The following is a 12,605-nucleotide window of genomic DNA, read 5'->3' as shown; positions in this document are numbered from 1 at the left end:
AGGTGAGCCTATGAGACTTCAATCCATCCAATTTAAACATGTTGCTCTGTTTCATGACCTAAAGATCCAGTTTCAATATGATAAGCAACCGATTACTTTAATTTTAGGTGAGCAGGCAACCGGTAAAAGTATGCTACTTAAGCATATTTATCATGCTTTAACGTGGTTTCCTGCGCGTCTTAAAGATGTCCGCACTCCGGGTGTTGTCATGCCCGATCAAGACATTACTCATTCTCGTTTACAATCTAAAATAGAAGTGAGTATCCATATTCCTTCAGAGTTCGGGCAATTACCTGAAACTACATCTGCACAGCAAACCGACACATCCGTTTGTAGTTGGAAACTATTTAAGACCTTAAATGCAACTGGTGTGGGTATTAGTCAAGTTGAAACTCAGCAGCTCGATCAAACTGTTACGCTTTATCATCAAGTCACCAGAAAAGACCCGCTTCAAGGGCTTCCTCTACTTGCCTATTACCCATCTGAACGATTTGTTAACGATATAAATTTACTCAATAAAAACCTTCCAGGTATTACTCAGTCTATTTCTGCTTATGAAATTAGTTTAATCCCGTTTACAACTTTTACTCGCTTTTTTGAATGGTTACGTGAAATTAGCGATATTGAAAATGCGCAAGCAGCGCAGGTTGTACAACGAATTATTTCAAAACAATCTAATCCACAAAATCAGGAAGAACTTTTACATCAGCTTCAAATCGAATTGGCAGGGCAACCTAAACAGCTTCCTTCACCAAATCTATATGCGCTTAAATCAGCGTTAAAGATTATATTTCCAGAACTTGAAGACCTTTACCTACAATATCATCCACGGCTTCAACTCATGGTACATTACAAAGGTGAAGCTTTAGCATTTCAACAACTTTCCAATACCACAAAAACATGGATCGCACTCGTAGGGGATGTTGTACGCAGACTTTGTTTGCTCAACCCACTCAGCTTAGATCCTTGCCTTGAAGGCGAAGGAATTTTATTAATTGACCAGATCGATTCACAACTAGATGCTCAACATTGTTCAGAAATTTTAAATCGACTTCATCAAGCATTTCCGCGTTTACAAATTATAGTGACTGGGAGCCGTGAAGAATTACTTGAGCATGCGACTGCTTATCAATGTTTTAAATTAGAACATGGCAAAGTAGGTCAACTTGATTTAAATACGACTCAGCAGCAGCTCGAACACCTTTATACCCTCTTGCATCGAGATGAAGCTTTAGCACCACATATAGATACTTTGCCACCTGATACTGAACCTACAACAGCCCAGATCGACAATTTGTACCAACAAATTCAAAACTTAAATGAACAACAAAAAAATGAATTATTACGTATGATTCATGCAGGAGATACTTCGGAAGAAACCTCATCTCTGTAGACGTTATTATCCATATAGCTCAATTTTTATAATAAAAACCGGATTCGCTAAATATACGATGAAATCTGTTTTTTGAGCTGAAAAATCACTAGATGTTGTTACCACATGTAATAACATCAGATTTTTAATGATTTTTTAGTGTACAATAAATTTCATTTTGCGTTTTTATTATTCAAGTTGCGCAATACAACTTGTTTCTCGCTTTATTTTTCTAATTTGGTCGGGTTTTCAGAATATAAGCTTTGGAAATCTCTTTGAATTCCTATCTATTCTGAAATGAAAATTTCACCTTTAGGCTTCGGTCTAAATTATATATGGATACGAGTGTGCTACCGATAATTATCTTATTACCGTTAATATTAGGCACCACCCTTGTTTCATTGCTTCAACGGTTTTCACGTGGAGTAACGGCTTTAGGGGCGATCGGAGTCAGTTTAACCAGTTTTGGTTTATTACTGACTCAGGCTAAAACTGTGCTTGGTGGTGCAAGCATTCAACAAAGTTGGGATTGGTTACCGCAATTAGGAATTAATCTGAGCTTTAGACTTGATGCCCTTGGTTTATTATTTTCTCTTCTTATTACCGGTATCGGTACACTCATTTATATTTATGCCTATTATTATTTAGGCCCTAAAAATTCATTAAGTAAATTATATTTATTACTCATGCTGTTTATGGCAGCAATGCTGGGTATTTCCCTTTCAAACAATTTAATTATTTTATTAGTGTTTTGGGAACTTACCAGTATCTCATCTTTCTTATTAGTGGGTTACTGGAGTCATTACGAAGCTGCTCAACGTGGCTCGCGCATGGCACTTACCATTACAGGAATGGGTGGACTCGCCATGCTAGGTGGATTTGTCTTATTAGGACAAATCACCGGTACTTATGAAATTAATGATATTGTCGGAATGAAAGACCTCATTCAAAGTCATCATCTTTTTGTTCCGATGCTTTTGCTTATTTTACTCGGTGCTTTTACTAAAAGTGCTCAGTTCCCTTTTCATTTTTGGTTACCCAATGCAATGGCAGCACCCACTCCGGTGTCAGCCTATTTGCACTCTGCCACCATGGTTAAGGCAGGTATTTTCTTATTAGCACGTCTTGCACCTATCTTTATTGGTGCGGCGCTTTATCACAACATTGTCACGTTTGTCGGCCTATTCACGCTTTGTATGGCGGCATGCTTTGCTATCTTCAAAGAAGATTTAAAAGGATTATTAGCCTATTCCACTATTAGTCATTTAGGTCTTATTGTCTGCTTGTTAGGTATTGGTTCACCTTTAGCGGTTGCCGCTGCAATTTTTCATATTATTAACCACGCAACCTTTAAAGCTGCCCTGTTTATGATTGCAGGGATTATTGACCATGAAACAGGTACACGTGATCTTAGAAAATTAAGTGGTGTTTGGCAGCTACTACCGTTTACCGCAACGCTCACTATGATCACTGCAGCCTCAATGGCAGGTGTTCCTCTTACCAATGGCTTTATTTCTAAAGAAATGTTCTTTACCGAACTGTTAGCGAACCTTTCAGGATCGGCTGTTATTTTTGCCAGTATTATTGCGACCCTTGCCGGTATTTTTGCAGTGAGTTATTCAATTCGGTTAGTTCATGGCGTATTTTTTGATGGCCCATTGGGTAAACAAGTTCCAAATAAAAATGCCCACGAGCCACCTATCGGCATGAGAGCACCAGCTATATTGCTCGCGGCACTATGTATTTTGGTCGGTATTTTCCCTGCCCTACTGGTCGAGCCTTTAGTTAACAGTGTGACACGCGCAAGTCTTATGCAGCCTGATTTTGCAGGAACTCATCTTGCAATTTGGCATGGATTCAATGCGCCATTAGTCATGAGTATTATTGCCTTGGCTGGAGGTACGCTTTTCTATTTTGCCCTAGCAAAAGATGGCATGATTCGTAAGATCGACCTTGACCCAAGACTTGGTCGCTTACAAGGCCGTATTTTATTTGATTTATTCTTAAAGCATTTATTATTAACGAGCCGAAAAATCAAACAAAAAACCGAAAATGGTTCTTTGCAAAGTTACCTGTTTTTAATCATTGCTTTTAGCATCGTCATGGTTACTCTGCCTTTGCTCAATCAAGGGCTTACCACAGGTACACGTGAGCTGACTCATGCCCCATGGATTGCAGTTGTGCTTTGGCTAACCTTATTCTCAGGTTGCTGGATGATGCTCTGGTTTCACCATGAACGCATCAAAGCTGTACTCATTAGCGGTGCAATTGGTCTCGTGGTAACCATGGTGTTTGTTACCATGTCTGCACCTGACTTAGCACTTACTCAAATTACGGTAGATGTGGTTACGACTGTTCTTTTGTTAATGAGTTTGTCTTTACTACCACAGCTGACACCTTATGAATCTACTCGCTCAAGACGTTTAAGAGATGCATTTTTAGCAATCATTGGTGGCTTAGGTATCGGCTGGATTACGTGGCTCATTTTAACGCGTGACCATAATTCGATTTCATGGTTCTTTGCTCAGCAATCTTTACCACTTGGCGGTGGTTCTAACATCGTGAATGTTATTTTGGTGGACTTCCGTGGTTTCGATACCTTTGGTGAAATTACCGTATTAGGCATTGCTGCGATTGGTGCGCTATGTCTTATGGATGGCATGCGCGTACACGGTACTACCATGACCCAAGGCCTGACCTACCGCTTTAACCCATCTCCGCTTATGTTCCGTATTACGGCCTCTTGGGTTTTACCTTTAGCGTTAGTGGTAAGTGTCTATATCTTTATGCGCGGACATAACTACCCTGGCGGTGGCTTCATTGCAGGTTTAATTACCTCAATGGCACTCATTATTCAATACATTGCTTTAGGTCAAGATCAAGCAGAACAAATGTTAAAAGCACAATCTGGTCGTCTTTATGAAATCTGGATTGGTTCTGGTTTAACAATTGCGGGCTTAACTGGTATTGCCGCATGGTTCTGGGCACGTCCATTCTTAACTAGTGCTCATGTCTATGTTGAGTTACCAATTTTAGGAAAACTACATCTGGCTTCAGCAGCAAGCTTTGATTTGGGTGTGTATATCACGGTGGTAGGTGCCACTATGCTACTCATTTCTGTATTAGGAGACTCTCGCCACTCGAGTATGTCTGGTCCTGTACCTCATGGGGAGAAATCATCATGATCAGTTTAGAATTCTTACTGGCCTCTGCCATTGGGCTACTTGTTGCTACAGGCATCTATCTTATTTTGCGTGCGCGTACCTTTCCTGTTGTGTTGGGTTTAGCCGTACTAGGTTATGCGGTTAACTTATTTTTGTTTGCGATGGGCCGTCTGCAAGTCAGCTCGCCAGCTATCCTAACGGAGACCACCAATATTACAGATCCGCTTCCACAAGCGCTTGTTTTAACTGCGATCGTTATCGGTTTCGCAACCACAGCGTTTATTGTGCAACTGGCTTTACGCAGCCGTTATGAATCAGGTAGTGACCACGTTGATGCAAAAGAAGATATTTCTCCAACATACGACCCACGTGAGGATGAGCCGTGATGTTTGATTTTTTATCTTTTTGGCAAGCAAATACACCAATTTTCAGCATCCTCATCCCGGCATTTACTGGTTTTATTTTACTGCTTCTAGGCAATCCTGGCGCTGGTGCATTAAAAGAAGACTGGCGTCAACGTTGGCGACGTGGCATTAGCTTGCTCTCAGCAATCGCAGGTTTAGTCACTGCTGTTAGTTATCTGATTGTTGCTAATACAGGCCAAATTACTGTTTACCAGTTGAGCGAGTGGTCAGCACCATTTGGTATTGTGCTGGTACTTGATCGACTTTCAGCATTTATGCTGGTTTTAACCTATGCCTTAGCAGTCCCGGTTTTATGGTATGCAAGTGAGAATTGGGATACGAGAGGTCGCTATTTCCACGCTATATTCCATTTTCTTTTAATGGGCCTATGCGGAGCATTTCTTACAGGTGACTTATTCAACCTGTTCGTTTTCTTTGAAATCTTGCTTATGGCGTCCTATGTTTTGCTGTTGCATGGACAAGGCAAACCACGTTTTCAGCTTGGCGTACACTATGTCATTATCAATCTCTTAGCCTCTGCCCTATTCTTAATTGGCCTTGGTATGATTTATGGCAGTGTAGGCAGTCTAAATATGACTGACGTTTCACGCCTTTTACCAACTTTAGATGCAGATCAACATAAATTAGCAGTCGCTGGTGCCCTACTGTTATTTGTCGTGTTTGGTATTAAAGCAGCCATGCTACCAGTGGGTTTTTGGATACCAAAAACTTATGCCGTTGCAAGTACACCTGTCGCAGCGATCTTTACCATTATGACTAAAGTGGGCATCTATGCCATTTTGCGTGTAAATGGGACTGTATTTAATGATGTACTTAGCCAAGAAATCTTTAAAAGTTGGCTTCTTCCAATTGGCTTAATTACGTCTCTATACGGTGTGGTTGGAGCAATCGGTGCAGATCGCCTTAGACGTTTTGTTGGTTTTATGGTGCTGTCTTCGATTGGTACATTATTGACTGCAATTGCTATGTCAAATACGCAAGCTTGGTCAGGGGCACTATTCTATTTAGTCCACAGTACACTGATCGGTGCTGCATTTTACTTGTTCTGTGGTTGGATGACTTCGCAACGCGGTGATTTCAAAGATCACTTAAAAATCGCACCAAGAATTAAGCAAGAAAAAGCAGCCATGCTGACTTATTTCTTAATTGCCATGATGCTCGCTGGTTTACCACCTTTTAGTGGCTTCTTTGGAAAGGTGTTTATTTTACAAGCAACTGTTGAAACAGCATATCAAGGCTGGGTAATTGGTATTGTGCTTGTGGTCAGTCTATTAAGCATTATTGCGTTAACACGTGTCGGATTTATTTTATTCTGGCGTGCCTCAGCACCAGAAGAAGATCCGATCAATCCTGCTTATATTATTTATCGGGCTTTACCTGAACGTGCACCACCACGTAATGATTCAGTGATTTATATTTTGCTTGCAGGTTTAGTGGCTTATGTCGTATTTGCTTCACCTGTGTTGCACTACACCACAAGCACTGCTCAGCAAATTCAAAATCACGCCTTATATCAGCAATCTATTCTTAAAACTGATCAAAATGGCGAAATCATTAGTGTGCAGCCTTATGATTCAACTTATTTACCAGAAACAAAATATGGTGGAGAAGTTGAAGATCATAATGCCTATCTGATACCTGACATTATTTCTAAAGACACATACAACGGTGTACATATTTCCGAATACAAACACCGCCAAATTCAGCAGCAAGAAAAATTGCAAACACCAACCATTGCTGATGAAAGTCAACTGAAACCTATGGAGCCATAACAATGCAGCTATCTAAATTGCTTGACCGCTGGTTCCCGCATCCATTTGTTTCTTTTTTAATTATCGTTTTTTGGTTAATGCTCTCGCATAGTCTTGATGCAAGTGACCTGCTTATGGCTGTAATTTTGGGGCTTGTGATTCCTCGATTGGTTCGACCTTTTATTACTAGAACACCGCACATTCATTGGCAACCAGCAGTAAAACTATGCTTTGTTGTACTGTGGGATATTATTGTTTCCAATTTTCGCGTTGCTAAACTGGTATTAGGGTCACCTAAAAAATTACATCCCAAATGGTACCGTGTTCCATTAGAAACAGAACATGAACAAGTAAATTCTTTACTCGCAATGATTATTACCACAACACCAGGTACGGTCTCTGCTGGTATTGATCAAGAGCGTGGTGACATTTTGGTACACTCGCTCAGTACAGAAAATACTGAAAGTGATGTGCAAGACATCAAACAACGCTATGAGGCTCCACTCATGGAAATTTTTGATGTGAAAAGCAAATCGGAGGACAACACATGACCATCCTACCTTATGCACTTGGCATTAGCTTGATTGCCATCACGATCTCTATGTTGCTCTGTCTGTTTCGCATGGTGATGGGACCATCAATTGTAGATCGCCTTTTAGCACTTGATACCCTTTTTCTAAATGCAACTTGTCTCATTGTTGTATTAGGTATTTATTGGACAACCACCTCTTTATTTGAAGGGGCATTATTAGTTGCCATGCTAGGGTTTGTATCGACAGCTGCTTTGGCTCGTTATTTTACAACCGGTCATGTAATCGATTAGAGGGAGGTCAAAATGCAAATTACAATGGAAATTATTGTTTCGATCTTTCTAGTTTTTGGTTCGTTCTTTATGTTAGTTGGTTCAATCGGCATGGTACGCCTACCCGATTTATTTATGCGACTACATGCGCCTACCAAATCGAGTACATTAGGACTAGGTAGCTTTTTAATTGCTTCAATGATCTTTTTTGCTTTTCAAGGTCGTTTTGGCTTTGCCGAACTTCTCATCACTCTGTTAGCTTTCATTACAGCACCTGTTTCAGCCAATTTAATTGCACAAGCAGCACTACATCTGCGTTTACGCTCATTAAGTGGTGAAGTTCCTGAAGCAATCGAACGTCCATTACCATGGGATCGCTATAAAATCGGACAACGCTTTTCACAAAACAAACCTCCGATGGAGCCTCCTCAGGAATAAAAATGTGAACAAATAAAAAAGCCACCCAAAGGTGGCTTTTTTATTTTGAGTATAAATTACTCTTCGTCATCTGACTTACGTTCCGGTAAATCTTGTACCGCTTTTTCAATAAGACCAAACATATAATTACCATATGCATTCGTCTTATCGTAATGGAAACGTAAGCGAGGCGTAATACGTGTTTTGATACGACGACTGAGTTCATGACGCAAGAAACCAGAAGCTTTATTTAATACATCTAAAGTTTCTTTATTTGCTGCTTCACTCTGCTCATCACCTAGCTCACGCCCCATAACAGTAACGTAAACTTCAGCGTATCCCATATCCGCACTGACTTTCACGGCTGAGATGGTCACTAGACCACCCAGACGCGGATCTTTTAACTCCTGACGGATTAGATCAGACAGCTCACGCTGTACTGAATCCGCCATTCGCTTTAAGCGTTGGCTACCCGCCATTAAAGACTCCGTTTAATCAATTGAACATCATATACTTCGATCTTATCTTGTACTTTGATGTCTTTATAACCTTTAACCGCAAGACCACATTCCATACCAGCACGAACTTCATCAACTACATCTTTATAACGACGTAATGATTCAAGTTCACCTTGGAACACAACCACGTCATCACGTAATACGCGAATCGGTTTATTACGGTGTAATGTACCTTCAAGTACCATACAGCCTGCTGCTGCACCAAACTTACTTGAGTGGAATACTTCACGTACTTCAGCAACACCCAAGATTGTTTCACGGTGTTCAGGAGCAAGTTTACCGCTCATGGCATCTTTCACATCATCAATCAATTCATAGATGATGCTGTAGTAACGAATATCGATACCGTCTTGGTCACTTCTCTGACGCGCAGCTGTATCAGCACGAACATTGAAGCCTAACAATACTGCTTCTGAAGATTCAGCAAGAATTACATCAGATTCAGTAATCGCACCAACACCAGAACTAATTACACGAACTTTTACTTCATCAGTAGAGAGTTCATATAAAGCTGCATTCAATGCTTCTAAAGTACCACGTACGTCAGTTCTTAAAACAACGTTCACTGTAGGAACATCTTTTTTGCCCATTGACGACATGATATTTTCAAGACGCATTGCACTTTGACGCTCAATACGTTTTTGACGTTCACGGTCAGCACGAGCATCGGCAACTTCACGTGCTTTTTTCTCGTCATTTACAACAAGAACTTCGTCACCTGCCATTGGAGCATCTGGAAGACCCAGAATTTCTACCGGAATAGATGGTCCTGCTGATTTAATTGGCTTACCGTTTTCATCAGACATTGCACGGACACGACCATAAGATGAACCTGCAAGAACAAGGTCACCAATGTTTAATGTACCGTTTTGAACAAGAATAGAAGTTACTGCACCACGGCCTTTATCAACACGCGCTTCAATAACAACACCTTGCGCAGCACCTTCAGCAGATGCTTTTAATTCCATCAATTCTGATTGAATAAGAATTAAATCAAGAAGTTCATCAATACCTTGTCCAGTATGTGCTGAAACTTTAGCAATCGGAACATCACCACCCCATTCTTCTGGAACGATTTGTTTCGTTGTTAATTCATTTAACACACGGTCTGGATCAGCAGATTCTTTATCCATTTTGTTGATTGCAACAATAATTGGAGTCCCTGCTGCACGTGCATGGTCAATTGCTTCTGCAGTTTGTGGCATTACACCGTCATCTGCCGCAACAACCAATACCACGATATCTGTTGCTTTAGCACCACGTGCACGCATTGAAGTAAACGCAGCATGTCCCGGTGTATCAAGGAATGTAATAATCCCTTTGTCTGTTTCAACGTGATACGCACCAATGTGCTGGGTAATACCACCTGCTTCACCAGCCGCAACTTTCGAACGACGGATACGGTCAAGCAATGATGTTTTACCATGGTCAACGTGACCCATAATCGTAACAACTGGTGGACGAGTTGTTTGCTCACCACGTGCTTCTTCAGCCGCTTCAAGCAAGTTATCTTCCGCCTGTGTATCAGAAACTAGAACAGGGTTGTGTCCCATTTCTTCTACAACGAGTGCAGCTGTATCTTGGTCAATAGCTTGATCTTGATTAACCAACTCACCCATTTTCATAAGTGTTTTGATAACTTCACGTACTTTAATCGCCATCTTTTGAGCAAGATCGGCAACAACAATACTTGAACCGATTTCTACGTCATAGACTTGCTTTTTAACTGGCTTTTCAAATCCATGCTTGTTTGCTTGGCTTGATTTTAAACCACGTTTGTTATGGTTAACGAAGCTTTGCTCTTCTTGACCACGACGACCACCTTTCTTACCCGCACGCGGGTTAGTAGTTGCGCCACCGCGTTTAATTTCACGGTCTTCTTGCTTAAATGAATCTTCATACGCTTGGCCGACAAGACCTGAAGCAAGTGGAGAATCATCAATTACACGAATTGTGGTAGTAGCATCGTCATTTGAGTACTTAGATGCCATTTTGCGCATTTGTTCAAGCGTACGTTGCTGAGCTTCTTCAGCCGCTTTACGACGTGCAGCTTCTTCAGTTGCTTTTAACTGAGCTGTTTGAGCTTCACGCGCTTTCTTTTGCTCTAATGTTTCTGCTGGTTTTGGTGCAGGTTTTACTGTACCACCACCACGTTTTTTCACTACAACGGCAGCTTTAGGAGCTGACTGTGCAGCGCTATCTTGTTGATGAGCAGCACGCATTGCATCTAAAGTTGCTTTTGCTTTTTGCTCTGTTTGAAGACGCGCTTTTTGCTCTGCAGTTTCACGCGCTTGTTGATCTGCACGTGCTTTAGCTTCCGCTTCTGCACGCGCTTTAGCTTCTGCTGCAATTTGTTCTGGGTTTGGTTTAGCAAAAACCTGTTTTTTACGTACTTCTACGTTAATTGTTTTTGCTTTACCTGAAGTACTTGCAACTTTAGCGGTACTGGTTGTTTTACGTTTCAACGCAATTTTTCCTGTGTTACCACTTTCCTGACCATGCACTTTTTTCAAATGATTGACTAAAGTGTCCTGTTGTTCAGTGGTAATAATGTCGTCTGCTGTACGTTGAGGCAAACCTGCTTCGCGAGCCTGTTCTAGGAGCTTCTCAACAGGACGTCCTACACTGAGAGCTAACTCTTTAATCGACTTGTCCGTCATATTTCATCTCCTAGTTAAACCATGATTCGCGAGCTTTCATGATCAATTGACCTGCTTTTTCATGATCAAGACCTTCAATATCAGAGATATCGTCAGTAGCCTGATCTGCCAAATCATCCACGGTAATAATACCGCGAGCGGCAAGCGAGTAAGCGATCTCAGAAGTCATGCCTTCCATTGTGAGAAGGTCTGCGCTCGGTTCTTGAATATTTTCTTGCTGTTTCAAAGCATCAGTAAGGGCTGCTTCTTTTGCACGACTTTGCAATAACTCAACCAATTCAGCATCAAGCTCAATTTCGTCAAAAGTTTCAGCAGGAACATAAGCAATCTCTTCTAAAGAAGTAAAGCCCATTTCTACCAATGCCATTGCTAAATCTTCTTCAATATCTAAACGTGATACAAACATGTCGAGATATTGTTGAGCTTCATTTTGCTGACGAGCACGATACTCTTCTTCAAGCATCATGTCGAGTTTGTAGCCAGTTAAATCAGAAGCTAAGCGAACGTTTTGACCTTGTGAGCCAATCGCACGAGCTAATTGATCGCTGGTTGCAAAAATAATATCGGCACTTCTTGCATCTTCATCAAGCACGATGCCTGAAACATCAGCTGGTTCTAATGCGCTAGCAATGTATTGAGCTGGATCATCAGACCAAACCACTACATCAATACGTTCACCGTTTAACTCCTGCTGTACAGCTTGAATACGCGTACCACGCATACCAATACATGCACCTACAGGGTCGATACGGTGATCATTTGTTTTAACTGCAATTTTAGCACGGACACCTGGTTGGCGTGCCGCTGCTTTAATTTCGATAATCTCTTCAGAAATTTCAGGAATTTCTTTTTTCATTAAAGCGATTAACATTTCAGGCTTAGCGCGTGATAACAATAACTGAGCGCCGCGGCCTTCACGGTTAACATTATATAAGATAGCGTTTACACGTTGCTTTGGACGAAGAATTTCTTTAGGAATCATTTCTTCGCGAGCAAGATAAGCTTCTGCGTTGTCGCCTAAATCAATGATGAAACCATCTTTGGTTTGTTTTTTCACTTCACCGTAGATTAACTCACCCACTTTAGATTCGTATGCATCAGCAACTAAAGCACGCTCAGCTTCACGGATTTTTTGTACGATAACCTGTTTTGCAATTTGCGCAGCAATACGGCCAAACTCGATAGATTCAACTTCAAGTTCACGTACATCACCAATTGACCATTTCGATGGATCAACATCAGAGATCGCATCTTGGCAAGCTGGCATTTCGTGATCTTCATCCGCCACTACAGTCCATTGACGGAATGTACGGTAATCACCAGTTTTACGATCAATCTCTACACGAAGCTGAGCTTCTTCAGCATGCGTACCTTCGTAAAATCTTTTCTTCGTTGCAGCAACTAGAGCTTGTTCTAAAGCCTCGAAGATCGCTTCACGACTAACACCTTTTTCATTACTAACCGTTTCTACAACGGTAAGAATTTCGCGGCCCATA

10 protein-coding genes are annotated in these 12,605 nt (G+C 41.2%); 7 read left to right on the top strand and 3 right to left on the bottom strand.

All coding sequences use genetic code 11. The annotated features are described in order from the left end of the window. The first annotated feature begins 10 nt into the window (after positions 1-10). From J582_RS11470 to J582_RS11440, 7 genes are all read left to right on the top strand, one after another. On the top strand, positions 11-1,393 hold the full coding sequence (locus tag J582_RS11470) for an AAA family ATPase (RefSeq protein WP_006580954.1): 1,383 nt from the start codon (positions 11-13) through the stop codon (positions 1,391-1,393). Between the two features lie 314 nt (positions 1,394-1,707). Next, entirely contained in the window at positions 1,708-4,557 is a 2,850-nt protein-coding gene (locus J582_RS11465; RefSeq protein ID WP_031981882.1) for a monovalent cation/H+ antiporter subunit A, read from the top strand. Beyond that, complete coding sequence (locus tag J582_RS11460; RefSeq protein WP_000624229.1) at positions 4,554-4,922, top strand: Na+/H+ antiporter subunit C; 369 nt, start codon at positions 4,554-4,556, stop codon at positions 4,920-4,922. Before J582_RS11465 ends, J582_RS11460 begins: the two co-directional genes overlap by 4 nt. After that, positions 4,922-6,733 carry a monovalent cation/H+ antiporter subunit D gene (locus J582_RS11455; protein ID WP_031981884.1) on the top strand — a complete coding sequence of 604 codons (1,812 nt, stop codon included), beginning with the start codon at positions 4,922-4,924 and terminating at the stop codon, positions 6,731-6,733. The genes J582_RS11460 and J582_RS11455 overlap by 1 nt, the downstream gene beginning before the upstream one ends. 2 nt (positions 6,734-6,735) lie before the next feature. Beyond that, on the top strand, positions 6,736-7,263 hold the full coding sequence (locus tag J582_RS11450) for a Na+/H+ antiporter subunit E (protein WP_002156972.1): 528 nt from the start codon (positions 6,736-6,738) through the stop codon (positions 7,261-7,263). Then, positions 7,260-7,535 (top strand): monovalent cation/H+ antiporter subunit F, encoded by a 276-nt coding sequence (locus J582_RS11445; RefSeq protein ID WP_002053531.1) that lies wholly within the window; start codon positions 7,260-7,262, stop codon positions 7,533-7,535. The genes J582_RS11450 and J582_RS11445 overlap by 4 nt, the downstream gene beginning before the upstream one ends. Positions 7,536-7,547: 12 nt before the next feature. Further along, a complete protein-coding gene (locus tag J582_RS11440; RefSeq protein ID WP_002157026.1) occupies positions 7,548-7,952 on the top strand; it encodes a Na+/H+ antiporter subunit G in 405 nt (134 codons plus the stop codon). A 56-nt stretch (positions 7,953-8,008) separates the two neighbouring features. Here J582_RS11440 and J582_RS11435 read toward each other — a convergent pair whose 3' ends face one another. The 3 genes from J582_RS11435 to nusA are packed head-to-tail and all read right to left on the bottom strand — an operon-like array spanning position 8,009 to position 12,604. Continuing rightward, a complete protein-coding gene (locus J582_RS11435) occupies positions 8,009-8,410 on the bottom strand; it encodes a ribosome-binding factor A (protein ID WP_002157043.1) in 402 nt (133 codons plus the stop codon). Further along, a complete protein-coding gene (gene infB, locus J582_RS11430; RefSeq protein WP_002156968.1) occupies positions 8,410-11,109 on the bottom strand; it encodes a translation initiation factor IF-2 in 2,700 nt (899 codons plus the stop codon). The genes J582_RS11435 and infB overlap by 1 nt, the downstream gene beginning before the upstream one ends. 10 nt (positions 11,110-11,119) lie before the next feature. After that, entirely contained in the window at positions 11,120-12,604 is a 1,485-nt protein-coding gene (gene nusA, locus J582_RS11425) for a transcription termination factor NusA (RefSeq protein ID WP_002156952.1), read from the bottom strand. Between the last annotated feature and the right edge of the window lies 1 nt (position 12,605).

It is taken from the genome of Acinetobacter sp. 1566109, from assembly GCF_000582255.1.
Taxonomy (GTDB): domain Bacteria; phylum Pseudomonadota; class Gammaproteobacteria; order Pseudomonadales; family Moraxellaceae; genus Acinetobacter; species Acinetobacter nosocomialis.
The sequence above is the reverse complement of the archived record's forward strand: the minus strand, read 5'-3'. Positions and strand labels throughout refer to the sequence as shown.